The organism is Streptomyces sp. NPDC030809 (assembly GCF_055572195.1).
Map to the genome: position 1 here is coordinate 72418 of NZ_JBVIDV010000018.1, position 24967 is coordinate 97384.

Genomic DNA, 24967 nt, shown 5'->3' on the forward strand with positions numbered 1-24967 from the left:
CCCCGGGGGCGGCCGCCATCGCACGGAGCAGGGTCAGCGACCCAGCAGCCCCAGCATGCGCTTGCCTTCCTTGGACTCGCCCAGGGTCTTCCAGAGCTTGGCCGAGCTGGTGGAGGCGTACACGCCCGGGGCGCCCTGTTCGGCGCAGCCCTCACCGTACGAGACGATGCCGATCTGGTAGGTGCGCCCGGCCACCTTGCGGAACAGCGGGCCGCCGCTGTCGCCCTGGCAGGAGTCCTTGCCCTCGACACCGGCGCAGACGTTGACCGTCTTGTCGTAGGTGCGGTTGGTCGCCTTGCACTCCGGGTGCGACAGCAGCGGAACCTGCACCCCGCGCAGCCGGTCCGGGTAGTTGGTGATCTCGGTGTCCGTGTTGCCCCAGCCGATGACCGTCGCCTTGGCGCCCGGGCGCAGCAGCGCGTCGGTGCCGGGGGTCGGCAGCTTCACGGGGGCGATGCCGGTGACCGGCTTCGCCAGCTCGATCAGCGCCAGGTCGTACGCCTCGTTCTTCTTGTAGCGCGGGTGCGTGACGATGTTGAGCACGTTGCGCAGCTGGCCCTGGTTCTTCTTGGACAGCACGGTCCGGCCGACGGTCACCTCCAGCTGCTCCGCCTTCTCGCCGGTCACGCAGTGCGCGGCGGTGAGGACGACGTTGGGGGCGATCAGGCTGCCCCCGCAGAACTGGCGCTGCACGGGGCTGGCCTTGCCCTTGCTGAGCAGGGCGGCCATCCACGGGTAGACGCCGTCGGGCAGCTCGGTGCCGCCGATGATGTACGCGGCGGGCTTGTGCGGCTGGGCGCCGGACGAGCCCTGCGGCGCGGTGGCCGCCGTGGCCGCGGTGGCGGCCGAGGCGACGAGCGCCAGGGCGGCGCCGGTCGCGAGTGCTATGGATGCCGACCGGCCGGTGCGGCCGGACAGGTGCTTGCTCATAGGGGGGTGGTCTCCAATGTCCTGTTTCGAGCAGTAAAGGCCCGTATAGGATGGGCTGTTGATCCCATCAAACGAACCGCCCTGCCAGACTCGAAACAGCCCCCGGAGGTTCACTCCCGTCGCAGACTTTCCGGAGTCGACGGGCCAGGTCGGATGCCGAGCGCATCCCAAGGCGGAGGGTGGACCGCATGACCGGACGTACGTGGTCTGCCCGGCAAAGCGGCGAGCCGCGGCGCGGTGCCAGCGTCGCGGGCCAGGCACGTTCCGGAAGGCATGGCCTAGAGCAGGGGCTCGGCGAGGAGTTCCGCCAGCCAGTGGGCGCGCGCGGTGCCGCACGCGTCGTCCGCGTCGGCCGCCGCCTCGGGGAAGACGCGGCCCCAGGAGCAGGCCCGGCCGAGTGCGCCGAGCCGGCACGCCAGCCCGGCAGCCCGCCGCAGGTCCGCGGCCGTGCGGCCGGGCCCCGTCCACGGCTCCAGGTACGCGTCGCGCAGCCGCGGCAGCGCCTCGGCACCGTGCCGCTCGCGCACCACCCGGGCCGGCACCAGCAGGCTGCAGAAGGGGTGGGCGACGGCCGCGTCACCCCAGTCGAAGAAGGTGAACCGGCCCGCCGACGGGGCGAAGAACTGCACGTCGTGCAGGTCGGAGTGGTCGAGCGTGTCGGCGATCCCGTACCCCGCCAGCTCCGTGCACCAGTCCGCCAGGCGGGGCCGCAGGGCGAGCAGCCGGGCCCGGACCTCCGGGTCCAGTACGGCGTTCTCCTCGACCAACCGGTCGAACACCCCCGGAAGGGCCGTCGTGCGCAGGCTGGGCACGCCCAGTGCCTCCAGCCGTTCGGCGTGGGGGAGGAGGGCCTGCTGCATCAGGGCGTACTGGCGCAGCGGCTCCTCCCAGACCCGGGCCCCGTCCGCACCCGCAGCCTCCGCCGCGCCCCCCACGCTCTCCACGGTCTCCGGCGCGAGCGTGTCGCGGAAGACTCTGCCGCCGTCCGGGAGTAGGGACCAGCCCCGCGCGGGGTCGACGGCGAGCGGCCGCAGGACGTGCCCGGGGACCCACCGGGCCAACGCCTCGCCCAGACCGGCCTCGAACGCGCTGGCCGGCGGGTTCGCCTTGAACCACACCGCGTCCCCGCCCGCCACGGGCAGGCGTACGAGGACCGACCAGGGCCGCAGCCGCACCCGGTACGGACCGGCGGGCTCCAGCCCCTGCCCGGCGAGCGCGCGCTCCGCCCAGCCGAGGGCGGCCACCCGCCATTCGGGCCGGTCCCACGGAGTCACCCCGTGCGGGAACTCGCCCCGGTCCACCGTTTCCGCACCGTCATGTGCCATCGCACCATCCCACCACCGCAGCGCACCGCCCCTCAACGCATTTCGGGGCGGGACCGATGGGGCGACGGCCCCGCCGGGGCGCTTGGAGCCCACCGCCCGATCTTCGCCGTGCGCACGGCGGGCACGCCATCGAGCGCTGTCCGCGCCTCCCGCTGTGGAGGGCGGTCATGCCGCGGCGCGAAACCCGGAACCCGGTGCACGGGAACGCTCCCTAATCGCGCAGCGACCGCAAGCAGGCCTCGGTGAACTCCGCCACGTCCGCGTCCAGTTGACGGAGGCTCGCCGCGGTCGGCGTCTTCCGCGCCTCCGCCGTGACGACCACCGTGATCATCAGGTTGCTGTCGCGGACGTCCAGCTCCCGTATCTGGCGCAGTTCGGAAGGCGGGTTGAAGTTGAACTGGTACGCCTCCTTGCCCACTCCCTCCACCAGGGCGAACCCGTTCTTCGCGCGGCTCTGCCGCCGCTCCTCGCGAAGCCTTCCGTGCACGTCGCGCGCGAAGTCGACGCTCTCGGTGAAGGCGAAGTCCAGCTCGACCGACACGTTCCCGTACTGCGCAGGCCCCTCCTCAGCAAGCTTCTGGATGCACTTGAACCCGGGCGCCCCACCGCCCTCGCGGTTGCTCCGGTCGGCGACCTCCTTGCGCGCGCCCAGCGTGTCGGGGAGCTCGTCGTAGGGCAGGGCGTTGCAGATCTCGTCGGTGGCCACCCACGGGTACCCGCCCTTCCCCTCCTGCGCGACCTCCTTGTCGCCCGCCCCGCAGGCGGCGGTGACGAGTACGAGCCCCAGCCCGACGACGGCGTGGCGGAACGTTCCCTGACGGCGCATCGAGTGCCCCCCTGTGGCAGTCCGTGTCCGGGTGTCCCCTCCATTCCCCCGGACTCCGGACATCCGCGCAAGAGGGTCGCCCCCCGGCCCCCGACCGCTCACCCCTCAGTCGGCGCAGCCGCTCCCCTTGGCCATCGGCGCTGGCGGCGCGGCTCGGCACCCCGCCGCCGAGTTCCCGGGACAGCGCGCGCCACACGGGCAACCGTCGGATCAGGCCCGCCCTTCCGTCCCCGCCACCTGCGCCGACCACCGGTTCAGGTCGGCCAGGGCCTCCGCCGATGCCGAGGGGGCCGCCCAGCCCACGTACCCGTCGGGCCGTATGAGGAACAGCCCCCGGCCGTAGGCTCCGTAGGCGCCGAGCCGTGCCGTACGCAGGCGGCGCAGCGGCGGGAGCTCCGCCGGCAGGTCCGTGTCCACGGCGAGCAGGGTGAAGTGCGGGCCCCGGAAGACGTCGAACAGGCGCAACCCGTCCCGTCGGCCGTCGGGGGCGCGGTCTCCTGCGGTGAGTGCCTCTGCGGCCAGGTCCTGACGGGTTTCGCGCGTCAGCGAGGAACGGCGGTGGTGCAGTCCGAGCTGGCGGGTGGCGGCTCCGCGGCGGTCCTCGCCGCGGTGGATGCGCGTGGAGAGCCCCAGCATGTCGGCCGCCTGCGGCAGGCGCTCCTCCTCGTAGGTGTCGAGCAGGGCCTCGGGCGCCCCGTCGCGCAGTACCGCAGCGAGCTTCCAGCCCAGGTTGTAGGCGTCCTGGATGCTGGTGTTGAGTCCCTGGCCGCCGGCCGGCGAGTGGATGTGCGCCGCGTCCCCGGCCAGGAAGACCCGGCCTTCCCGGAAGCGGTCGGCGAGTGCGGCGTTGACCGTGAAGTCGGAGGCCCAGCCGACCCCCGTCACCTCCTCGGCCCGCAGGTGGGTGAGGTCGGCCACCAGGGCGCGGACCTCGTCGGCAGAGAGCTCGGGGCGGGCCTCCGGGTACTGCGCGACGAACTGGAACTCCCGGGTCTGCGGCAGCGGGCACAGCGCGGCGAAGCCGCGACTCCCGTCCTCGGCCGGCGGGAAGATGTGCCAGTGGTCACGGTCGAGGGAGTCGATGACCAGATCCGCGACCACCATGGGCGTGGGGTCCACCTGCTCGCCCGTCATCTTGATGCCGGTGAGCCGGCGGACGGTGGACCGCCCGCCGTCCGCGCCCACCGCATACCGCGCACGGACCGTGGCCGATGATCCGCCACCCGCCTCATCCCCGTCGCACCCGGCCGCCGCCCGGAGTTCGGCGGTGACCCCCGCCGAGTCCTGGGCCAGGCCGGTCAGTTCCACGTCGAACCGCACGTCTCCACCCAGCTCGCGCAGCCGCGCCAGCAGGATTTCCTGGGTGCGCCACTGGGGCAGCATCCACGGGCCCGGGTACGGATCCTGCTCGCTGGGCCCGGTCTCCTCGAACATCCGGTGCTCGCCGAGGCGCACGCCGTCCTTCCAGGCCATCCCGCCCGGAGCGGGACCGCCCCGGTGCAGCACCTCCTCGAGCACCCCGAGGTCGTCGAGCACCTCCAGTGTCCTGGGCTGGATGCCCTTCCCCCGGGAGCCGGGGAAGAGCCCCGGTGCACGCTCCACCACCAGTGGACGCACCCCGCGTCGCGCCAGGTCGCAGGCCAGTGCCAGGCCGGTCGGCCCGGCTCCCACCACGAGTACGTCCATGTCGGTTTCCGTCTGCGGCACGCCGATTGCCATCCCCGTCCCCTTTCCATCCTCCTTAACGGCGTTAAGGAGCTTGTGGCGACAGCGTGCCCTTAACGCCGTTAAGCTGTCAAGGAGGAATGTGGCGGACCGCCGCGGATTCACCCGAGAGAGGTAGCGATGACCCCCAAGAGCGAGCCCGAATCCGCCCGGACGCCGGAGCCCGGGCCAGGCTCCCCACCGCCCCGGATCCCGCCGCTCAGCCGCGTCACCGTCGCGGAGGCGGCCCTGCGCCTGCTCAACGAGACCGGTCTGGAGAAGCTCACCCTGCGTGCCATCGCGGCGGAGCTGGACGTCAAGGCCCCGGCCCTGTACTGGCACTTCAAGAACAAGCAAGAGCTGATCGACGAGATGGCCACGCAGATGTTCCGTAACATGGCCGCCTCGCCATCGGAGGAGGGGCCGGCCGAATCGCCCGTGCCCGCCTGGCGCGACATGGTGCTGACCTCCAACCACGGCCTGCGGCGCGCCCTGCTCGCGTACCGCGACGGCGCCCGCGTGTTCAGCGGCTCGCGGTTCACCGGCACCGACCACGCGGAGCAGTCCGAAGCCCACCTCCGGGTCCTGGTGGAGGCGGGCTTCGAACTGCCCCAGGCGGTCCGCACCCTGGCCACGACCTTCGCCTACACCATGGGATTCGTCATGGAGGAGCAGGGCGTCCATCCCGTGCAGGGGGAGCGGCGCGAGGGCTACGACGTGTCGGAGCGGGCGGACCGGCTGTCCAGCTTCCCCCTCGCCGCGGCCGCCGGAACCCACCTGTTCGAGGACTACGACGCCCACTTCGAAGAGGGGCTCCACCTCATCCTCGACGGGGTCGGCGCCCGCTACGGCGTGCACTGACCCATGGCCTCAGGCGCGGTCGCCGCCCCGCTCAGCGCGGCGAGTCGCCGGTCCACCTCGTCGGCCGTGGCCGCGCGCCAGTACGGCGGTCCGGTCGCCGGCGACGGCGAGCAGGGTCGGGAATGCGGTGACGCCCAGTCCCGCGCGCGCCGGAAATCGGATTCCGCCTCGGCCCGGGCGTCCGGGCTCTGGGAGGCGGTCACGACCGCCTCCCCGTCCAGCCCGGCAGCCGCGGCGATCCTCCGGTAGGTCGCGGGGTCGGACAGGTCGTGCCCGCCGACGTAGAAGGCCGCCTGCATCGCCGTGGCCCGTTCCGCGGCCCGGCCGGGGGCGGCTCCGCGGAGTGCGGCCGGGCCGCGGGCGGCCGCGGCCACGACGAAGGAACCTTCGTCCACCAGCCGCCGGTAGGGCGTGCCGATCTCGGCACTGGTCAGCTCGCTGATGCGGTCGTTCGCGCCCTGTATGTAGCCGAAGGCGCGTACGGGGACCCGGCGCTCGCCGGTGAAGAGCCGATTCCGGTGACTCCGGACCGCGTTCCGATCATGCCGTGCGCCCCTGCTGTCGGTCGGGGCGGGGGGATCGATTCTTCCTGGTCCGAACGGGTGAGAAACGGCGTGACTCCGGTGGTGGCCGCTGCGCTTGGGTACGGGGGTGTCCGGGGGCCGTTCGCGTCGGCGCGGGGCCGGCACTACACCGTCACGAAGGCGACCACCCGCAAGGGCAGCGGGGACTTTGGTGATGGCAACGGCATAGGGAACAAGGGGGAGTTGAGGACATGGCACGCTTCAAGCGCCTGTGGCGCATGCTCGTGACCGCGGGGGCGGCACTGGTGCTGTTCACCGGGATGGCGACCGGTACCGCCCAAGCCGCGACGGGGACGTTTTCCTACCGGTCCTCCCAGTCGGGAGACCTGGAGATGGAGGACCCCGACAACGGGGAGTGCAGGCTGCTCCTCCAGGGCGCGGTCAAGGCGTTCAACGGCACCGACACCACTGCCAGGCTCTTCGCGGACCGGGGCTGCGAGGAGCCCCTGGCCTCGATGCGACCGCGCGAGTCCCGGACCTTCCGCGCACCCCTCCCGCGCAGCGTGATATTCGGCTGATCCGGAGTCCGGAAGGTGCGTCCTAGGCGGGGCAGTCGGCGAGGGAGCCCCACCGGAGGAAATCCTCGCCGCCCTCGCCGCCGAGGATCAGCACCGCGTACTTCGTGTACGGCCAGTTCGCCCAGGTACGGGCCTCCCGGCGCAGCGCGTCGCGGACTCGCGCTCGGCGGTCCCGGCCCAGGTCTCGCGCATGGCCCGGCTCCACCAGGGCTTCTTCGCCCACACGTACACCACCCGGCTGGCGGGGTCGAAGCCGACGGCCATCGTGTCGTGGCCGAGGCGGTCCGGGCCGGCCGAGACCCCCGGGGTGGACTGCCAAGAGGAGATGATGCGCTTGGCCATGGCGTCGGCCACCCGGATCACGTCCGGGTCGGTGCTGGGGACCTGCGCCGCCCGCAGGCCGGACTCGTCGGGCTGCCAGTCGGCCGCCTGCCCCGCGGGCGCGGGGGTGCGCTCGGTGATGGACACCTCGCATCCGGTGTTCGTGCGGAAGTCGTCCTCCCACACGATGCTCGGCCCCTCCCTGCGGGCGGTATCGACCACCACGTACGACCGGTAGGGGAGTTCGGGGTAGCTCCTGACGAGGTCCCGGAGGCCCAGGCACACCGTCCGGGACACCTCCTGGACGGCCACCGGGGGGAGTGCGTTGCCACCCATCGCCACGTACACCTCCCGCCGGGCCCGGTGGAACGTGATGGTGCGCGTCAGCGCCGGGTAGGCCTCGGCATCCAACCAGGCGCCCGTGCCCATCGCGCCGGGGGCGTCGTTCTCCGCCTGGCCGCGCGGCGGCCGGGACTCCCGCCAGGTGGCGAGCGTGGCCTCGTTCGTGCCGGCCTTGGGGTCGGCGGTGCTCCGGCCGGTCCCGGCCGGCTGCCCGACGACCGCGGCCCTCCCGCCCGCGGCGCCCGGGGACGGGGTGGAGGCCGCGGACGGGGGCCCGCCGGCCGCCCCGCCGCCGGTGGCTGCGCCCGGGCCGCTCGTGGCGGACGGCAGGGAGGCGAGTACGGCGCCCACCACGCCGCCGACCGCCACCGCGCCCGCGACGATCCCCGCGTACAGGCGGGCGCGGGAGCGGGCCGTGGGAAGGGGGTGCCAGGCGGGGTCGGGCAGGATGGGGAGGGCCCACTCGGCGGACACGAGGCTGCCGGCCACCGTCGGGGCCATGCCGGTGACCGCGCCGATCACCTGGGTGCTCTGGGCGGCGAGGAGGTGCGCGCACTCCTGTGCCGCGGAGAACGCTGACGGGCGGTCCCCGGGCTCCTTCGCCAGGGCCCGGGCCAGGAGTGCTCGCAGCTCCGCCGGTACGCCGTCGAGGTCGGGCTCGCCCGACATGACGCGGAAGGCGACCGCTTCGGGGGCGCCGGAGCCGAACGGGAGCCGCCCCGTGGCCGCATGGGCGACGAGGGCGCCCCAGGCGAACACGTCCCCGGCCGGCCCGGCGGCGCCGGAACGGTAGTGCTCCGGGCTGATCCAGCCGGGCGTGCCGGTCATGACCCCGGTACGGGTGACGCTCGTCCCGTCGGCGGCGTGCGCGATGCCGAAGTCGAGGACCCGGGGGCCGGCGGGGGACAGGATCACGTTCTGCGGCTTCACGTCCCGGTGCACCACCCCGGCCTGGTGGACGGCGGCCAGTGCCTGCGCCGTCCCGGTGGCGAAGGCGTGCAGCACGGCGCCCGTCAGCGGGCCGTGGGCGGCGAGGTACTGGCCGAGGGTCGGGCCGGGCACGTACGCGGTCGCCAGCCAGGGCGCGGCGGCCTCGGGGTCGGCGGCCAACAGCGGTACGAGGCAGGGCCCCTGGACGCGGGCGGACAGCTGCACCTCGCGGCGGAACCGGGCGCGGAACTCGGGATCCGCCGCCTGCGCGGCGTGGACGACCTTCACCGCGACCCGCAGTCCGGCGGGGTCGAGGCCGGCGTGGACGGTTCCCATGCCGCCGGATCCGAGCCGTCCGATGATCCGGTACGGGCCGATCCGGGACGGGTCCCCGGGGAGGGCGGGCAGGACCCGCCCGCCGCCAACGCCGGCAGTGCTCAAAGCCGTCTCTTCTCTTCTGTTCTCGGGTTCTTCTGCCGTCGGGTCGCGGCGGCCCGGTGGTCCACGGGTGCAGCCGAAGGGGCCGCAGACGGGCAGGCCCGGAGCCGGACGGCAGGTGCAGGTGCAGATGCTAGCCGGGTCCGGGCGGGTGCGGCGGGCCGTCTCAGGCGGTGGGCAGCGGCGGCCGGGGTGCTGTCCGTGGCCCCGTCAAACCCTGGGCGGGCCACGCCCCTTGGTGGCCCGGGACACCCGGCCCCGGGCCGTCGCCGCCTTCCCCTAGCGCAGGCGCAGGAACAGCTCCACCGGGTCCATGTCCGCCGCCTCCAGGACCGGGTGCAGGTCCCTGGCCGCGGCATCGCCCGTGGCCGTCGGACGGGAGCTGCCGCGCTGAAAGGTGGCCGACGGGGTGGCCGGGGGCTGGATCCGGTGGCTGCTCCACTGGAGGCCCACGCGCCGGACGAGCACCGGCCGGTGCCAGGCCATGAAGCAGGGGATCCCCCGCCCGGTGGCCCGGGCGAGGACCGGGCCGGACCACAGCCCGCCGGGCAGGTCCGACACCACCGTGACCGCCTTCGCGCACGCTCCCTGAGGGTTGCTCACCTCCCGGAGCTCCCACACCCCGTTTTCATACGAGGCGTTCAGGCCGGCTGCCGCCAGCGCCTTGCGGGCCTCTTCGACGGGGTCCGGTACGGCGCGGGCCTGCGCGCGCAGGGCCCGGAGGTCGGAGGCGGTGGCCACCGGGGCCCAACGGGTGGCTGCCGGCAGGAACAGGTCCGCCGCATCACGGGTCCGTGCGCGGGCCACCGCGGCCCGGCTGCGGCGCCAGGCCGCGGCCGCGGGGGGATCCGCGTCGGGCCCCTCGATCTCGTCGTGCAGGCTGAGCAGCGACATGTGGACGGCGATCACCGCGTCGATCCGCTGCCACAACTCCTCCGGGGCCTCCCCGGCCTTCGGGGCGCCCGAAGCCCCGGAAGCGGGCGGGGTGTCGGCCGACCCGGCGACGGCGGGCTCGTCCTCCGGCTTGCCGTCCACGCTGGTCAGGGCGGCGATGACATCCACCGCGACCTCGCGCCAGCCGTAGTCGTGCTCGTCCCACGCCCCTGCGGCGAGCAGCCGCAGGTAGAGCCCCGAAACCGCCAGCACGGCCAGCACGGCCGGAAGGGACCGGGACGGCCGCCGCGCGCCGTCCCCGGCCTCCGGAGCCGCCTGCGGCGCGTCCTGAGCATCCTGCGCGTCCTCGGCCAACTGCCGGACCAGGCCGCTGATCCACGCACGCGCGGCCTCCCGGGCCTCTGCCGGGACGGAGGCCGGAACCGCCTCCTCCGGCGCGAGGTGCGGCTGCTCCTCGGCCAGCGGGCCGAAGGCCAGCGCGGTCAGGTCCGCGCCCAGGGTCCTGCGGGATTCGGCGAGCACCGCGGACAGGGTACCCGGCTGCGCCCCGGGACCGTCGGCCCCGGGCTCCCGCAGGCGCAGCACCTCCGCTTCGAAACGCTGCGCGGCCGCCGGATCGCCGAGCAGTTCGTCCACCGAGTAGCCGTGGGAGAGGTGCCCGGCCGTCCCGGCCTGCTCGGCGCCGTACAGGAAGGCCACGGCCGATTCGAGGCGAGGGCCGCCCGCCGGCTCGCAGGTCGCGCGTATCGCGGATCCGGGTGCCGGGGCGGCGGACAGTTCGAGGACGGCGGTGAGCGCGCCGTCCGGGAACGAGCCGGCCTTCTGCCAGGAGCCGGGAGCACCGGGGGTCCGGGTGATCTCCACGTCCACCCGCGCCCCAGCGGGGCGGCGGGCGAGCACGGGCCGGAGGGTCAGGCCGTCCGCCCGCACCCCGAGCAGCACCAGCGCGGGCGCGGCGGTCCCGAGCGCCGGACCGCCATCCGTACCGGCGCCGGCACCGGCCCCCGGAGCGCCGGCGGTGCCGGCGTTCCCCTCGGCCGCGAGCAGCGCCTCGTCCACCACCGCCAGCACGGCGAGCTCGCAGTCGGCAGCAGCACCCGCGCCCGGCTCCCCGGCCGCGCCCGGGCGGGCAGCCGGGTCAGGGCCGTTCGCCGCCGCCGGCGCAACCGCCGCTCCGAGGCCGTCCCCGGCCGGGTCCGGGCCGCCGATCAGGGCCTGCCAGCCCTCCCCGATGCGCCAGGCGACGGCCTTCCCGCGGGCCGCCCCGCCCTCCCCGAACGCTCGGCCGCGGGCCGCCGGGGGCAGCTGGTCGCGGAGGGGCCGGTGCAGATTGTGCACGAGCTGCACACCGGTGCCTGCGGGTGTCACCTCGGGTGCCTCGCAGTGGAGTTCGGTGAGCCGGTCGGCCAGGTGGCGCAGGTGCTCCTCCCACCACGGCGTGAGGTGCACCGCCCCGGGCAGCGCCTCCAGCCAGTCGGCCAGGTCCGCGATGAGGGGGTGGGAGGCGCCGCCCTCGGTCGCGACCACGGTCCACAGCCCGCCGTCCCCGCCCCAGCCCGACCGGGTCGGATCAGCCGGGCCGATCGCGACCCGGCACGCGCCGTCGCCCAGCAGCAGGGCCAGCCTCGGGCGGAACGCGCTCCGGCCGCCCCGGCACGCTGCCAGCCCGTGGAGGTACCCGCGCCCCGCCTGCCGTACGTCCGCCGCCCCGCGGGCGGCGTGCGCCGCGTCGCCGAGCACCGCCACCCGGGCCCCGAGGCCGAGGGCCCGCGGGACGGCCTCCGCCTCAAGGAACCCGAGGTCCGTGCGGCAGCCCAGCAGCAGCAACTCCCGCAGCGGCGCCCCGTCCGCCCGCTCCTGCCACTCCCGCAGCAGGGCCGGCGGGAGGGCCGGGCCGGACCGCACCTCCGCCCACGCACGCGCCGCGGGTGCGTCCGTACCGCCGGCCGGGGCCGTCCCGCCCCCCGCCGCAGGCGCCGTGCCGCTGCCGCCCCCCGTGCCCGTACTGCCGTTCCCGGTCTTCGCGCCGGCTCCGCTGCCCGTCATTGCGTCCGCTCCGATCCCCGTCCTGCGCCACGCCCTGCATCCAGCCAGCGCCGAAGATACAGCGGGCAGCTGACACCAACTCAGCCAGGGGTGCGGGCCGCGGCCGCAAGCGACTGATCACCAGGCGTTCCGTTCCGTTCCCCCCGCCCTCGCCCGGGTGCCCGCGGGGCCTGCCTGAAGCCCGCCGGGGGGCCGTGGCGCTCCGGCTGCTCAACCGTGTCCGGCGCGATCCACGGGATGATCCCGGCCTTCGCCGTGACACGGCTGACCCGAACTCCGGACCCGCACCCGGCCCCCCTGTACTCCGGCCCCCGTACTCCGGGCGCTGAACGGCCGAGCCGGTGAGCGGGAGGGACCGGCCGGTGTGGATGATCGGTGGGTGCTGTTCGAAACCCTGTCCGTCGCCGCGCTCGCCGTGGTGCTGGTCTGCGCCGTCATCCGTCCGTTCCGCTGGCCGGAGGCCGCCTTCGCGGTGCCCGCAGCCGGCCTCCTGGTGGCCATGGGGGCGATCCCCCTGGACGTGGTCGGGGAGGAGGCGGCCCGGCTGGGGCCGGTCATCGGCTTCCTCGCCGCGGTCCTGGTGCTGGCCCGGCTCTGCGACGACGAGGGCCTCTTCCACGCCTGCGGCACCTGGATGGCCGGCTGGGCCCACCGCCGGCCGCGCCGGCTGCTCGGGGCGGTCTTCGCCCTCGCCTCGCTCGTCACGGCGGCCCTCAGCCTGGACGCCACGGTGGTGCTGCTGACCCCGGTGGTGTTCGCCACCGCCGCCCGGATGGGCGCCCGGCCCAAGCCCCACGTCTACGCGAGCGCCCACCTGTCGAACACGGCCTCCCTGCTGCTGCCGGTGTCGAACCTGACGAACCTGCTCGCCTTCACCGCCACCGGGCTGACCTTCACCCGCTTCGCGCTCCTGATGACCCTGCCCTGGCTGGCCGCCATCGCCGTCGAGTACGCCGTCTTCCGGCGCTTCTTCGCCGCCGACCTCGACGCGCCCCCGGCGCCGGCCGCGGCCGAGGAGACGCCCGAGCTGCCCCTGTTCGCGCTGGTGACGGTGGGCCTGACCCTGGCCGGTTTCGCGGTGGCCTCCGCGGCCGGCCTCGACCCGGCCTGGGCCGCGGCGGCAGGCGCCGCCGTCATGGCCGTACGCGCCCTGGTCCGGCGGCACACCACCCCGGCCGCGATCGTGCGCTCGGCCGCAGTGCCGTTCCTCGCCTTCGTCCTCGCGCTCGGCGTGGTCGTGCGGGCGGTGGTCGACAACGGGCTCGGCCGGGCGCTCGACGGGCTGCTGCCGGACGGCTCCTCCCTGTCCGCGCTACTGGGCATTGCCGCGCTCGCCGCGCTGCTCGCCAACCTCATCAACAACCTGCCCGCCGTCCTGGCCCTCGTACCGCTGGCGGCGCCCTCCGGGCCGGGCGCCGTGCTCGCCGTCCTGCTGGGCGTCAACATCGGGCCGAACCTCACCTACGCCGGCTCGCTGGCCACCCTCCTGTGGCGGCGCATCGCCCACCACCACGAGCACGAGGTGGAACTGAAGGAGTTCACCCTCCTCGGGCTGCTCACCGTGCCCGCCGCCCTCGCGGCGTCGACCACCGCCCTCTGGCTGTCCCTGCGGGCCCTGGGCACCTGATGCCGGGGGGTGGTGCGCCTCCGCCGACGCGCACCACCCGTGCCGGCCCGGCTGCTAGCGGTCCATCGACAGCCGGACCAGTTCGGCGAAGGCCCCGCCCTCCGCCCGGGACAGCTGCTCGTACGTGCCCTGCTCGATGATCCGGCCGCGGTCGAGGACGATGATGCGGTCGGCGAGGCGGCAGTTCTCCATGCGGTGCGTGACGATCACCGTGATCCGCTCGTCCTTGGTCTCCCGCAGACCGGAGAAGACCATGTGCTCACCGCGGGGGTCCATCGCCGAGGTGGGCTCGTCCATGACGAGGAGCGCCGGCCGGCGGTGGAAGGCGCGGCCGCAGGCCAGGCGCTGCCACTGCCCGCCCGAGGGCTCGTGACCGCCCCACAGCGAGCGGGCGAGGAGCGTGTCCAGGCCGTTCGGGAACCTCTCGACCGCCTCCTTCATGCCCACCGCTCCCAGGGCGTCCCACACCGCCTGCTCCCCGCGCGCATCGGGCCGCCCGAGGGTGACGTTCTCGCGGGCGGAGAACGGCCAGTGACCGTACGACTGGGTGACGAGCCCGACGTGGTCCCACGCCGACCGCTGGTCCGCGCCCGAGGTGTCCACCCCGTCCCAGGCCACGCTCCCGGAGGTCGGGGCGGTCAGCGAGGTGAGGAGCCGGATGAACGTGGACTTGCCGGCGCCGTTCTCGCCGACCAGGGCGATCACCTCCCCGCGGTGCAGCGTCAGGTCCACCGGCCCGAGCGCCGGCTCGTCCTTCCCCGGATACGTGTACGTCGCCCCCTCGAAGCGGATCTTCTCCGGCGGGGCCATCTCCTCGGGGCCGCGGGGACCGGACTGCTCGGCGGCCTGCGCGAGGAAGGCGGCGTAGTCGCCCAGGTAGAGCGCGTGCTGGAACATCGCCGCCCCGTAGACGACCAGCTTCGACAGGGCGGCCGTCGAGGTCCGCATCGCGATGATCGCGGTGCCCGCGGCGCCGATGGCCATGTACCCGCCGAGGACCAGAGCACCCAGGGCGGCCCAGGTCAGCACCGTGAACAGGCCCGAGACCAAGGCCGCGGTCAGGTAGACGGCCAGGTAGCGCGGGGCGGAGCCCACCAGTTTGGCGTCGATGCGCGCGCAGACCGCCTCGTACCAGTGGTGGGCGTACGGCCGCATGCCGTTGCCGCGCAGTTCGTCCGCGAGCTTCGGGGTGGTCAGGTGCCAGCGCATCATGTTGCGGATGTTCCGGGAGGCGATCGTCTCGTTGTGGAGCCGGTAGTCGAGGCGGGCGGCGAACACCGATCCCAGACCCCGGGGGACCACCGACAGCAGCAGGAGCGGCAGCAGCACCGGGTGGACCACGGACAGCACCGAGGCCACGGCCACCATGTCGATCAGTCCGCTGGTGAAGCCCAGGGCGTCCTGGAGGAGCATGCCGGAGCGGGCCGAGCCGGTCTCGGCGGCCTCCGAACGCTCGGTGAAGTCGGGGGCGTCGTACGCGGCCAGCTCGACGTCCATGTGGGCGTCGACCATGGCGAGGTCGGCGACGGTGGCCATGCCGGGGTTGAGACGGCGGGCGGCGCTGTTGGCGGCGATCGAGGCCAGCGCGCCGAGGGCCGTCATCGCCGCTGCGGCCGCCAGCGGCCAGGCGGCGCCGGTGAGGCGCTGGTGCACGGCGCCGGTGGCCAGCAGGGGGCCCATGGCCCGGGAGACGGCGGCCAGCGCGGCGGCCGTGCAGATCCCTCCGGCGAGCTGGGCGGAGACCAGCCAGACGAAGGCGGTGCGGTTCACCGCCCAGGCCAGTTTCGCCGTCTGGGCGAGTGCGGCCGGAACCCGGCGGGTCATCTGCCGCAGCGAGAGCTGCTCCATGGCGGAGTTGTGGTGCCCCCGGGTGTACGAGAGTTCCGGCGGGGCGGGGAGCGGCGGGGCGGTGGAGGTGGCGGCAGTGGTGCCGGTACGGCGGGGCTTCGGTTGCTCGGCCTGCTGGCGGGACATGCGCTGCTCCTTCAACTCGGCGTTCTGGAAGCCCGATTGACCCGGCCGGAGGCATGGTGAGGGGACCCGCCCCGCGGGTGCGGGGGAGGGGCCGGTGGCTGCCGGAGGGGAACGGGAGCGTCGAGTACACCGCAGCGCAGAGGGCGGAGCAGCCGGATCTGGCCGACCTGCCCCGGTGCTCGGAGGCGTCCCCTGGGCTGATCGTTTCCCGTGTGCGCCGGGCACCGGGCCGCGCGGGGCGGGGAGGTTGGCCGGAACCCGACGGTGCACGGGGCGCGCGGTCGGAAACCACTTGCGGGCCGCGCGGCGGGCGCCGGGCGGGGCGCCCGGGAACCGGGGACGCGGTGGAGGGGCGCCCGGGAAGAGGGGCGGGCCGGAGGCGGGTCGGCTGGGCGGGCAGGGCGGACGTACCGGGCCCTGCGGGGTCGATGCCCGCGACGATGCCGGCGCGGCGGCCTGCCGGCGCGGGCGCCACCGGACTGGCGGCCGGGCGCCTCGCGGAGCTGCTCGAACCGTCCGGCCACGCTGCGGTGGGTGCCGTTGCCCGGTCGGTGCGCCGGGACGGGGGCCGTGGCCCCGGCGGAGCCGCGGGGCGGCTCAGTGGACCGAGAAGCCGCCGTCCACGAAGATCGACTGGCCCGTCACATAGGCGGAGGCACTGCTCGCGAGGAACACGGCGGCGCCGGCGAAGTCCTCGGCCAGCCCGTTGCGTCCGGTCATCGTGCGCTCTGCGAGGGCCGCCACCTTCTCCGGGTCGGAGGACAGCCGCGCGTTCAGCGGGGTCATCACGAAGCCCGGCACCAGGGTGTTGCAGGTGACCCCGTGCCGCGACCAGGCCTCCGCCTGGGACCGGGCCAGCGACTCCAGCGCCCCCTTGGAGACCCCGTACGCCCCGCTCTGCACGAAGGCGCGGTGGGCCTGCTGGGAGGTGACGTGGATGATCCGCCCGTGGCCGCGCTCGGCCATGCCCGGCCCGAACCGGCGGCCCAGGCGGAACGGCGCCTCCAGGTTCAGTGCCATGGTCGTGTCCCAGACCTCGTCGCCGAGCTCGTCCATCGGCGGACGCAGGTTGACCCCGGCGGAGTTGACGAGGATGTCGGGCTCGCCGAAGAGGCCGGCCGCCTCCTCCGCGGCCGCGTCCACGCCCTCACGGGTGCCCAGGTCGGCGGCGACCCAGCCGACCCGGCAGCCCTGGGCCGTCAACTCCTCCACGGTGGAGACGAGTTGCTCCTTCCGGCGGGCGACGACCACCACACTCGCCCCCGCCCGCGCCAGCGCCCCGGCGATGGCCCGGCCGATGCCGGAACTCCCACCGGTCACCACGGCGACCCGGCCGTCCAGCGAGAACAGTTCGGAGAGGTAAGCGTGCGAGGTCATGGCGTGCAGCGTAGACCGCGGACCTCCGCCGCCCGCGCCCGCCCCCCGGGCCGAGGCCGCCCTCGCCGGGGCCTTCCGGCGCCGCCCGGTAAATGCCGTGCCCCCGCCCGCCCCCGCTGCCTACACTCGCAACGCGCTCCGCCCGCAGCACAGCAGACGGGCGGGCGCCCGCCGTCGTACGAGCAGCACGAAGAGAAGGGGAACCGGGTCATGTGCCGCAACCGCACCACCGCCTTCGTTCCCCCGTCCCGGTACGACGTGATCCCGGTGTCCCGGAGCGCGCGGTGCCGGCTGCGCGGCCGCCACCGTATGACCGCGACGCACACGCGTATCTGAGGCCCCCTCCTGCCTTCCGGTGTCCTCCTGCGACACCCGCTCCGTCCTGCCCCGCCCGTTCCCCCGCCCCCGCACAGGGGCCGCTGCGCCCCGACCCGTCGTACGGGCGGACCGGAGCGGGGAGCGGCCCGCCGCGCGGGATCCGGGGCAGAGTCGGCAGGTCCCGGTCCTCCGGCCCGCGCCGTCCGTCCGCAATCGCGCACCCCACCCACCTGCTTCGGAACACCGAAAGGCCTCCGGCCATGTGCGCAATCCGGCGAACCTCCGCTGCCGCTCCCCTCACCACCGTCCGCAACCTGGGCATCCTCGCCCACGTGGACGCCGGGAAGACCACCGTCACCGAACGCGTGCTCTTCGCCACCGGCGCCATCCACAAGCGGGGCGAGGTCCACGAAGGCACCACCGTCACCGACTTCGACGCGCAGGAACGCGACCGCGGCATCACCATCTTCGCCGCCGCCGTCAGCTGCGCCTGGGACGGGCACCGGCTCAACCTGATCGACACGCCCGGACACGTGGACTTCGCCGACGAGGTGGAGCGTTCGCTGCGGGTCCTCGACGGGGCCGTGGCCGTCTTCGACGCCGTCGCCGGCGTGGAGCCGCAGAGCGAGGCCGTCTGGCGGCAGGCCGACCGGCACGGGGTCCCCAGGATCGCGTTCGTCAACAAGATGGACCGGGCCGGCGCCGGACTCGACACCGCCGCCGCCTCCCTCCGGGACCGGCTGGGCACCGTACCCCTGGTCGTCCAGCTGCCCATCGGAGAGGAGGACGGGTTCACCGGGGTCGTGGACCTGGTGCGCATGCGCGCCCTGCGGTGGCCGGACGGCGGGGCGCAGGAGACCGGGCCCGTGCCCGGCGAGCTGCGCGAAGAGGCCCTCCGGCGGCGCAGGGCGCTGGAGGAGGCGGTCGCGGGACTGCACCCCGAGGCGCTGGAGGAGTTCTGCACCCGCGGTGCGCTGAGCGAGGAGGTCCTCACCCGGGCCCTGCGCGCGCTGACGCTCGGCGGGGAGGGCGTGGTCGTCCTGTGCGGCTCGGCGTACCGCAACCGCGGGATCGAGCCGCTGCTCGACGCCGTCGTGGCGTACCTGCCCTCGCCGGCGGACGTCCCGCCGGTGCACGGCCTGCGGGACGGCGTACGGGAGGACCGCGCGGCGGATCCCGCGGGCCCGTTCACGGCCCTGGCGTTCAAGGTGACGGCCACGCCCACCGGCCGGCTCACCTACCTGCGCGTCTACGCGGGCACCGTCCGCAAGGGCGATCAGGTGCTGGACGCCGGAACGGGACGCACGGAGCGCATCGCCCGCATCCTGCGCGTCCAGGCGGACCGGCACGAGGAAACGGAGGAGGCGGTGGCGGGCGACATCGTGGCCGCGGTCGGTCCCAAGACCGCCCGCGCGGGCAGCACCCTGTGCACCCCGCAGGCGCCCCTGGTCCTGGAACCGCCGCGGGTGGCCGAACCGGTGGTGTCGGTGGCGGTGGAAGCCCGCCGGAGCACCGACACCGGCCGACTGGCCACGGCGCTGGCACGGCTGGCCGAGGAGGACCCCTCGCTGGTCGTCCGCTCGGATCCGGAGACCGGTCAGACCGTGCTCTCGGGCCTGGGCGAACTCCACCTGGAGGTCGCGGTGGAGAAGATCCGCCGCGGCCAGGGTCTGGAGGTGGCCGTCGGGCGGCCGCAGGTCTCCTACCGGGAGACGGTGGTCCGCGGGGTCGCGGGCCTGGTGTACCGGCACGTCAAACAGGACGGCGGGGCCGGGCAGTTCGCCCATGTGGTGATCGATCTGGAACCGCTGGAGGAGGTGCAGGACGCGCAGGGTGCGCAGGGAGGTGCCGGGGACGGCGGCAGCGGGCCCGGAGCGGGGACCGGGTTCGTGTTCCGGTCGACCGTCGTGGGCGGCCGGGTGCCCCAGGAGTACGTGCGGGCCGTCGAGGCCGGCTGCCGGGACGCCCTCGCGGAAGGTCCCCTGGGCGGCCACCCGGTGACCGGGGTGCGGATCACCCTCACCGACGGTGCGACGCACCCGAAGGACTCCTCGGAGCTCGCCTTCCGGGCCGCGGGCCGGTTCGCGCTCCGCGAGGCGCTGCGGCGGAGTGGGATGCAGCTGCTCGAACCGGTGTCGGAGGTCTCGGTCACCGTCCCGGACGAGGCCGTCGGCGGGGTCCTCGGCGACCTCGCCGCCCGCCGCGGCCGGGTCACCGGCTCCACCGCGCAGGCGGGCACGACCGTCGTCACGGCGGCCGTCCCGCTGGCGGAGCTGTTCGGTTACGCGTCCCGGTTGCGCAGCCGTACCCAGGGCCGCGGCACGTTCACGGCCCGGCCGGCGGACTACGCGCCGGTGCCGCGTGCGGTGGCGGAGGCGGCTCTGGCCCGCTGAGCGGGTGCCGGGTGCCGGGTGCCGGTGCCGGTGAACGGGGGCGGGGGTGCGGGGGCTCGGCCCGCGCGCCCCCGCCCCTCCGCGCCCCGCACCCCCGCGCCCCGCGTTTCCGCACCTCCGTGCCGACCGTGGTGCCCGGGCCCGAGCCGCCTTCTGCTCGGGCCCGGTGCGCTCCCGCCGTCACGGCCGGTGGAACTTCACCTCCGGGTCGGCCTCGGACGGCCCGTCCAGCCGGGGCTGCGGGATGCCGCGCAGGTGCAGGTCGAAGAAGGCCGCCAGGTAGGTGCGGGTGAGGCCGAGGGCGCGGTCGGCCGGGACCGGGGGCCTCGGCAGGCCGAAGTGCTCCTGGATGACGGGCGAGTCGCTGAAGGAGAAGTGGTCGGTGCCGGCCACGGTCAGCCACCTCTTCCAGCCGTCCCCGAGGGACTGCCAGGTCCTGTCCCAGGTGCGGTCCCGGCCGCCGGGCCGGTGCACTTCGTCGTCGGTGCCGAGCATGAGGAACGGCCGCCCGTCGAGGCCGTTCGCGGGCAGGGTGTCGTGGAAGGCGCCGTCCATGTTCGCGCCGGCCCTGATCCGCCCGTCGGCCAGCATCGCCGTGGCGGCCGAGGCCCCGCCGATGGAGTGCCCGGCCATGCCGATGCGCTTCGGGTCGATCATGCGGGCGTACTTCCGGACCGGATGCCGGCCCGTCAGCCGGTCCAGCACGAACCGCACGTCCTGCGCCCGCCCGGCCGTGACCTTGCTCCCCGGCACCCCGCCGCCGGCCACCGCCTCGCAGGCCACGCAGGTCAGCACGCGGCCACCGGGCACCGCGATGCCGAAGGACTCGTACGCGTGGTCCACCGAGGCCACGACGTACCCGCGGCTCGCGAGGTCCTCGGCCAGCGCCGTGAGGGTGTAGCGGGAGACGGTGAATCCGGGGGAGAGGACGACGAGGGGGCGGCGGCCCGGCGCCGCGGGTGCGCCGGCCCTGCCGTAGGTGCGCATCGCGCTCAGCGCGCCCGGTGTCACCGCGGAGCCGAACCCGGCCCCCTCGATGAGCAGCCGGGCCTCCTCGGCGGTGGCGTAAGGGGCGGGTCGTCCGCTGCCGGAGCGGGCGGCCGGGTAGTGCAGGGTGACCATCAGCTCCCGGCCGTCGGCCGCGGCCACCCACGGGTCGGGGCGCGAGCGGTCGACGAGGTGGAGGACCGCACTCCCCACGGGTAACGGGCCGGTGGGACGGGGCAGTTCCGGACCGGCCGCAATGGGCGCCTCCGGCAGTACGGGGCCGACCGGTGAGGCAGGGGCTGCCGGGAGGGCCGATGTCTTCGGGAGGCCGCCGCCGGAGGCCGCGGAGGCGGAGCCCGCGGCGACCGGCAGGGTGAGGGCAAGGGCGAGTGCGGCGGTCGTTGCCGCCCTGGTGAACCGGACCATGCCCCGAAGCTAGCCCCGCCTCCCACGGCCCCGCGTCACACCGCAGTCGCACCCGCCCTCAGCCCGCGGAGCGACGCCCGTTCCGCCCCGACGGCGATGCGCGCGGGCGGAAATGGTGTGCGGCGGCGCGGTCGGATTGCGGACACTGCGGGGATGAGCACCGAAGGAATACAGAGCCCGCAGGAACGCGCCCTCCGGCATCTGGGCGGGCTGGCTTCCGGGCCGCCCGTCGAGCCCGGCCTGCGGGTGAGCCTGAACTTCCACCCGGACCGGTCCGCGCAGGGCCGGACCGTGCTGGAGGCGTTGGCCGAAGGAGGCGTGTACCTGTCGCAGTTCGCCACCGGGACGAGCAACGGCGGACTCACCGCCCATCCCGGCGGGGACCGGTGGCGCTGGGAGAGCCGGATCTTCGGCGGGGCCTACGACGGGGCCGCCGCCCACGAGCGGCCCGTCTACGGCGCCCTGAACTTCCGGCAGAAGCCGGCCGGGGCAGCCCCGCGCTTCGGGTCCGCCCATTTCCGGCTCACCGCCCGGACCCTGGAGCGCACCACGTTCTGCTATCCCGACAGCTTCCTGGAGCCCGCCGACTTCGGCACCGCCGAGCGCATGGGGCTCGTCGAACTCGCCCTGGCCGACGAGCAGGACGCCCTCGACGACTACATCGAGGCCCAGGTGCACGGTCCCGTCCGGCTCGACCGCGACGTGGAGGCCCTCGTCCTGGACCCGTCGTACCGGGGCACGCCCGTGGAGGAGGCCGCCCGCCGTCTGCCGTGCCCCGTGGAATGGCACCCCGGCTTCCGCCTCACGGTCGGCGAACTGCGCCGCCATCCCGCCTACCGGGGGCCGGAGTACGTGGAACTCGGCGCCCGGATCGCCATCGGCGGGGCGCTCGATCCGCGGATCCTGGGAGCGGCGGCCGCCACCGGACGGCACGACCCGCAGGCACTCAAGAAGGTCTGGCACTGCCTCGCGCGCTTCGGCTCGCCCGAGCCGGCCGGGTGGACCGGCGCTCCCCGGCCCCAGGACACAGAGCGGCACCAGCACCGGCGCCTGCACCAACACCGGCCTTGAGGGCTCCCGTCAGGCGGAGCTTCCTGCGGACTCCATACGGCGGGTGGCCTCGCGGCGGGTGAGCGGGGCGACGGCGCTCCCGTGGCGGTCCAGCCAGGCCGTCACGAAGGCCGGGTCGCGGGTCGAGGTCTCGCGCAGCACCCAGCCCAGGGCCTTGCGCAGGAAGAACTCGCGTTCGCCGACCAGGGCGTCCGCGTACCGCGTGAGCCGGTCCGCGTCGATCCGGTCCGCGCGGACCGCGGGCAGCAGCGCGAGCACCGCCGACCTCCGCAGCCAGAAGTCGGGGTCCGCGATCCACCGGTCCAGCACCGGCCCGGCCGCGGGATCGCGCAGGGCGACGGCCCCGGCGCAGTGCACGGCCAGCGGATCCACCAGCGCCCAGGTGCGGCATTCGCGCAGCAGGTCCTCGACGGTTCCGAGGTCCTCGGCGGCCAGTGCCTTCGCGTACTGCACCAGCAGCTCGACCGCGGCCAGGCGGAACTCGAACACCGGCTGCGCCGCCCCGGCCGGCACCGACCACAGGTCCCGGGCGAGGGCCCGCACCTGCGGGCCGGTGCGCGTGCCCAGCCGGCGTCGCGCGTGGGTGACGCAACGCCGCAGGTCCGGTACGCGCAGCCCGAGATGGTCGATCTCGCTGTGCAGGTAGGCGCGCTGCTGCTCGGCCCGGACGGGGTCGGCCAGCGCGCGCAGCGCAGCGCGCAGCTCCTCGGCCACCAGGGCGTCGGCCTCCATGGGTCCTCCACTCGGCTCGCGAGACGGCGCGTCGGCGCTCCCGCCAGGATGCCGACGCGCCGGGTCCGTGTCAGCCCTGTTCGGTGATGTTGACCATCCACGTGATGCCGAACTTGTCCGTGCACATGCCGAACACGTCGCCCCACATCTGCTTGTCCAGGGGGACCGTCACCGTGCCGTCCGCGGACAGCTTCTCCCAGTAGCCGCGGAGGTCGTCGGCGTCGTCGCCGCTCAGGCTGACCGCGAAATTGTTTCCGGCCTGGCGTTCCATCCCCGGCGGATTGTCCGCGGCCATCAGGGTGAATCCGCTGGGGGTGTCCAGCTGGCTGTGCATGATCTTGTCGGTGAACCCGGGGGGCGCTTCGGAGCCGAAGTCTCCGTAAGTGTTCACGGCCAGGGTGCCGCCGAGGACCTCCTGGTAGAACTCCATCGCTTGCTTCGCTTCACCCGAGAAGCTGATGTACGGGTTGAGACGAGAAGCCACAATCCGCTCCTTTCGTGACGAATGGCGGGCAGGGGCAGCGTACGCCCCTGCACCGCCTGCGCACCGGATGCGCCATGGTGCCGACGGGTGCGTCCGGGCCGGGTGCACGCCCGGGTGCACGCCCGGGTCCCGTCGCGCCGAAATTCGGTGGCCCGCCGCCGGGCCCCCGGGCACCATTGCGGCATTGCCGTGCACGCCCCGTCCCGGTCCGGGAAGGATCTCCATGCCGACCGACGCGCCCGAGCCGACGGCCGCCGCCGCATCCGCCGCATCCTCTGCATCCCCGACGTTCTCCGCATCCGCGGATTCCGGCTCCGCCGGGCCGGTCGTCCGCACCGCGTCCGGAGCGCTGCGCGGACGTACGGAAGGGGGCCTGGCGGTCTTCCTCGGCATCCCCTTCGCCGAGCCGCCGGTGGACGCGCTCCGGTTCGCCGCCCCGCAGCCCGTCCGCAGCTGGGACGGGGTGCGCCCGGCCCTGGCGTACGGGCCGCCGCCCCCGCAGGCCGGGCACTTCGGCATGGACGCCCTGGCGAAGGACGCGGCGGGCACCGGGTGGCTGACGGTCAACGTCTGGTCCCCCGAGCCGCATCCGGGCGCGGACCTGCCGGTCATGGTGGCGATCCCCGGCGGCGCCTACAGCATCGGCATGTCCTGCCTTCCCGAGTACGACGGCGGCCGCCTCGCGCGCGAGGGCGGCGTCGTCCTCGTGACGCTCAACTACCGCGTCGGCATGGAAGGTTTCGCCGCCATCGAGGGGGCGCCCGCCAACCGGGGCCTGCTCGACCAGGTGGCCGCCCTGGAATGGGTGCGCGACAACATCCGCGCCTTCGGCGGCGACCCGGGCCGGGTCACCGTCTTCGGCCAGTCGGCCGGCGCCGGATCGGTCGCGGCACTGATGGCGATGCCCCGCGCCGCCGGGCTCTTCCGCCGGGCCATCGCGCAGAGCGTGCAGGGCACGTACTTCTCACCCGAACTCGCCGGGGACATCGCCGCCGCGTTCGGCGCCGAGCTCGGACTGCCGCCGACCGTGGCCGCGCTGTCCGGGGTGGCCCCGGACCGGCTCGCCGCCGCAGGGGACGCGGTCGCCGCCAAGTCGGCCTCGTACGCGCCGCGGTGGGGGCGGCCCGCGCTGCGGTCCATCCCGTTCTCGCCGGTGGTCGACGGGCAGGCGCTGCCCGCCACGCCCTGGCAGGCCCTCGCCGAGGGCGCCGGCCGGGAGGTCGAGCTGCTGACCGGGCACACCCGCGAGGAGCAGCGGCTGTTCACGGTGATCGAGGGCATGCTCGGGCAGGTGACCGAGGAGCAGGCCGAGACCGCGCTGCAGGCCTTCGCCCCCGGCCCGGACGGCGCCCGCCGGTACCGCGACGGCTTCCCCGCCGCCGGCCCGGAGGAGCTGTACGAACTGGTCCACTCGGACTGGCTGTTCCGCATGCCGAGCCTGCGGCTCGCCCAGGCGCAGACCGCCGGCGGGGGCCGCGCGCACCTGTACGAGCTGACCTGGCCCGCCCCGGGCATGGGCGGCATGTTCGGCGCCTGCCACGGCCTCGACGTGCCGCTCGTGTTCGGCAACCTCGGCAGCGGCCAGCCGGCGGCGCTGATCGGCGAGGGCCCCCCGGCCGCAGCCGAGGAGCTGTCCGCAGCCGTGCGCACGGCCTGGACCGCCTTCGCCGCCCGGGGCGCGCCGGGCTGGGAACCGTACGGGGAACTCCGGCGCCCCACCCGGATCTTCGGCGCCGGGCCGGAGGTGACCGGGTATCCCGAGGAGACCTCCCGCCGCCTCTGGGAGGACCACCCCTTCGCGGCGCTCCCGCTGCTCGACGGGCGGTGAACGGGCTTCCGGGGAGCGCACGGGCGTGCGG

General features: G+C 75.0%; 18 protein-coding genes. 6 read left to right on the forward strand and 12 right to left on the reverse strand.

What is annotated here, in order from left to right; translation table 11 throughout:
- Positions 1-33: 33 nt before the first annotated feature.
- From ACZ407_RS23410 to ACZ407_RS23425, 4 genes are all read right to left on the reverse strand, one after another.
- Positions 34-930: a S1 family peptidase gene (locus tag ACZ407_RS23410; RefSeq protein WP_468131251.1), complete on the reverse strand. Its 897-nt coding sequence runs from the start codon at positions 928-930 to the stop codon at positions 34-36.
- A 278-nt stretch (positions 931-1208) separates the two neighbouring features.
- Positions 1209-2255, reverse strand: a complete 1047-nt coding sequence (locus ACZ407_RS23415) for an aminoglycoside phosphotransferase family protein (RefSeq protein WP_468131253.1) — start codon at positions 2253-2255, stop codon at positions 1209-1211.
- Between the two features lie 211 nt (positions 2256-2466).
- Positions 2467-3081 (reverse strand): hypothetical protein, encoded by a 615-nt coding sequence (locus ACZ407_RS23420; RefSeq protein WP_468131255.1) that lies wholly within the window; start codon positions 3079-3081, stop codon positions 2467-2469.
- A gap of 210 nt (positions 3082-3291) precedes the next feature.
- Positions 3292-4800 (reverse strand): FAD-dependent monooxygenase, encoded by a 1509-nt coding sequence (locus ACZ407_RS23425; protein WP_468131257.1) that lies wholly within the window; start codon positions 4798-4800, stop codon positions 3292-3294.
- Between the two features lie 126 nt (positions 4801-4926).
- Between ACZ407_RS23425 and ACZ407_RS23430 the strand changes: the two genes are divergently transcribed.
- Complete coding sequence (locus ACZ407_RS23430; protein ID WP_468131259.1) at positions 4927-5646, forward strand: TetR/AcrR family transcriptional regulator; 720 nt, start codon at positions 4927-4929, stop codon at positions 5644-5646.
- On the opposite strand, the gene ACZ407_RS23435 is transcribed toward ACZ407_RS23430, so the two are convergent.
- On the reverse strand, positions 5631-6041 hold the full coding sequence (locus ACZ407_RS23435; protein WP_468131261.1) for a hypothetical protein: 411 nt from the start codon (positions 6039-6041) through the stop codon (positions 5631-5633). The genes ACZ407_RS23430 and ACZ407_RS23435 overlap by 16 nt on opposite strands.
- Positions 6042-6421: 380 nt before the next feature.
- Between ACZ407_RS23435 and ACZ407_RS23440 the strand changes: the two genes are divergently transcribed.
- Complete coding sequence (locus ACZ407_RS23440) at positions 6422-6748, forward strand: hypothetical protein (RefSeq protein ID WP_468131262.1); 327 nt, start codon at positions 6422-6424, stop codon at positions 6746-6748.
- Positions 6749-6835: 87 nt separating this feature from the next.
- Here the strand turns inward: ACZ407_RS23440 and ACZ407_RS23445 are convergent, their stop codons facing one another.
- Both ACZ407_RS23445 and ACZ407_RS23450 read right to left on the reverse strand, forming a co-directional pair.
- Entirely contained in the window at positions 6836-8782 is a 1947-nt protein-coding gene (locus ACZ407_RS23445; protein ID WP_468131264.1) for a serine/threonine-protein kinase, read from the reverse strand.
- Between the two features lie 276 nt (positions 8783-9058).
- Positions 9059-11719, reverse strand: coding sequence for a hypothetical protein (locus tag ACZ407_RS23450; protein WP_468131266.1), 2661 nt, complete (start codon positions 11717-11719; stop codon positions 9059-9061).
- Positions 11720-12098: 379 nt separating this feature from the next.
- Between ACZ407_RS23450 and ACZ407_RS23455 the strand changes: the two genes are divergently transcribed.
- Complete coding sequence (locus ACZ407_RS23455; protein WP_468131268.1) at positions 12099-13346, forward strand: SLC13 family permease; 1248 nt, start codon at positions 12099-12101, stop codon at positions 13344-13346.
- Between the two features lie 54 nt (positions 13347-13400).
- Here the strand turns inward: ACZ407_RS23455 and ACZ407_RS23460 are convergent, their stop codons facing one another.
- Both ACZ407_RS23460 and ACZ407_RS23465 read right to left on the reverse strand, forming a co-directional pair.
- Positions 13401-15320 carry an ATP-binding cassette domain-containing protein gene (locus tag ACZ407_RS23460; protein ID WP_468131270.1) on the reverse strand — a complete coding sequence of 640 codons (1920 nt, stop codon included), beginning with the start codon at positions 15318-15320 and terminating at the stop codon, positions 13401-13403.
- Positions 15321-15917: 597 nt separating this feature from the next.
- Positions 15918-16697, reverse strand: a complete 780-nt coding sequence (locus tag ACZ407_RS23465) for an SDR family NAD(P)-dependent oxidoreductase (RefSeq protein ID WP_468131272.1) — start codon at positions 16695-16697, stop codon at positions 15918-15920.
- A 578-nt stretch (positions 16698-17275) separates the two neighbouring features.
- Here ACZ407_RS23465 and fusA point away from each other — a divergent pair.
- Complete coding sequence (gene fusA, locus ACZ407_RS23470) at positions 17276-19408, forward strand: elongation factor G (RefSeq protein ID WP_468131274.1); 2133 nt, start codon at positions 17276-17278, stop codon at positions 19406-19408.
- Between the two features lie 180 nt (positions 19409-19588).
- On the opposite strand, the gene ACZ407_RS23475 is transcribed toward fusA, so the two are convergent.
- The gene (locus tag ACZ407_RS23475) at positions 19589-20821 is read right to left on the reverse strand and encodes an alpha/beta hydrolase family protein (RefSeq protein ID WP_468131276.1); all 1233 of its coding nucleotides are present in this window, start codon (positions 20819-20821) and stop codon (positions 19589-19591) included.
- Positions 20822-20974: 153 nt separating this feature from the next.
- On the opposite strand from ACZ407_RS23475, the gene ACZ407_RS23480 reads away from it, so the two are divergent.
- A complete protein-coding gene (locus ACZ407_RS23480; protein ID WP_468131278.1) occupies positions 20975-21892 on the forward strand; it encodes a DUF3626 domain-containing protein in 918 nt (305 codons plus the stop codon).
- A 9-nt stretch (positions 21893-21901) separates the two neighbouring features.
- Here the strand turns inward: ACZ407_RS23480 and ACZ407_RS23485 are convergent, their stop codons facing one another.
- Both ACZ407_RS23485 and ACZ407_RS23490 read right to left on the reverse strand, forming a co-directional pair.
- Positions 21902-22624, reverse strand: a complete 723-nt coding sequence (locus ACZ407_RS23485; RefSeq protein WP_468131280.1) for a DNA alkylation repair protein — start codon at positions 22622-22624, stop codon at positions 21902-21904.
- A gap of 70 nt (positions 22625-22694) precedes the next feature.
- Positions 22695-23108: a VOC family protein gene (locus ACZ407_RS23490; RefSeq protein WP_468131282.1), complete on the reverse strand. Its 414-nt coding sequence runs from the start codon at positions 23106-23108 to the stop codon at positions 22695-22697.
- Between the two features lie 223 nt (positions 23109-23331).
- On the opposite strand from ACZ407_RS23490, the gene ACZ407_RS23495 reads away from it, so the two are divergent.
- Positions 23332-24936 (forward strand): carboxylesterase/lipase family protein, encoded by a 1605-nt coding sequence (locus ACZ407_RS23495; protein WP_468131284.1) that lies wholly within the window; start codon positions 23332-23334, stop codon positions 24934-24936.
- The last annotated feature ends 31 nt before the right edge of the window (positions 24937-24967 follow it).

Bases quoted from the DNA above. Each gene is read 5' to 3' on its own strand.
- ACZ407_RS23460 (WP_468131270.1), bottom strand. From the start codon at position 15,320: ATGTCCCGCCAGCAGGCCGAGCAACCGAAGCCCCGCCGTACCGGCACC.
- ACZ407_RS23420 (WP_468131255.1), bottom strand. From the start codon at position 3,081: ATGCGCCGTCAGGGAACGTTCCGCCACGCCGTCGTCGGGCTGGGGCTC.
- ACZ407_RS23480 (WP_468131278.1), top strand. From the start codon at position 20,975: ATGAGCACCGAAGGAATACAGAGCCCGCAGGAACGCGCCCTCCGGCAT.
- ACZ407_RS23485 (WP_468131280.1), bottom strand. From the start codon at position 22,624: ATGGAGGCCGACGCCCTGGTGGCCGAGGAGCTGCGCGCTGCGCTGCGC.
- ACZ407_RS23425 (WP_468131257.1), bottom strand. From the start codon at position 4,800: ATGGCAATCGGCGTGCCGCAGACGGAAACCGACATGGACGTACTCGTG.
- ACZ407_RS23495 (WP_468131284.1), top strand. From the start codon at position 23,332: ATGCCGACCGACGCGCCCGAGCCGACGGCCGCCGCCGCATCCGCCGCA.
- ACZ407_RS23440 (WP_468131262.1), top strand. From the start codon at position 6,422: ATGGCACGCTTCAAGCGCCTGTGGCGCATGCTCGTGACCGCGGGGGCG.
- ACZ407_RS23450 (WP_468131266.1), bottom strand. From the start codon at position 11,719: ATGACGGGCAGCGGAGCCGGCGCGAAGACCGGGAACGGCAGTACGGGC.
- ACZ407_RS23465 (WP_468131272.1), bottom strand. From the start codon at position 16,697: ATGACCTCGCACGCTTACCTCTCCGAACTGTTCTCGCTGGACGGCCGG.
- ACZ407_RS23410 (WP_468131251.1), bottom strand. From the start codon at position 930: ATGAGCAAGCACCTGTCCGGCCGCACCGGCCGGTCGGCATCCATAGCA.
- ACZ407_RS23430 (WP_468131259.1), top strand. From the start codon at position 4,927: ATGACCCCCAAGAGCGAGCCCGAATCCGCCCGGACGCCGGAGCCCGGG.
- ACZ407_RS23475 (WP_468131276.1), bottom strand. From the start codon at position 20,821: ATGGTCCGGTTCACCAGGGCGGCAACGACCGCCGCACTCGCCCTTGCC.
- fusA (WP_468131274.1), top strand. From the start codon at position 17,276: ATGTGCGCAATCCGGCGAACCTCCGCTGCCGCTCCCCTCACCACCGTC.
- ACZ407_RS23415 (WP_468131253.1), bottom strand. From the start codon at position 2,255: ATGGCACATGACGGTGCGGAAACGGTGGACCGGGGCGAGTTCCCGCAC.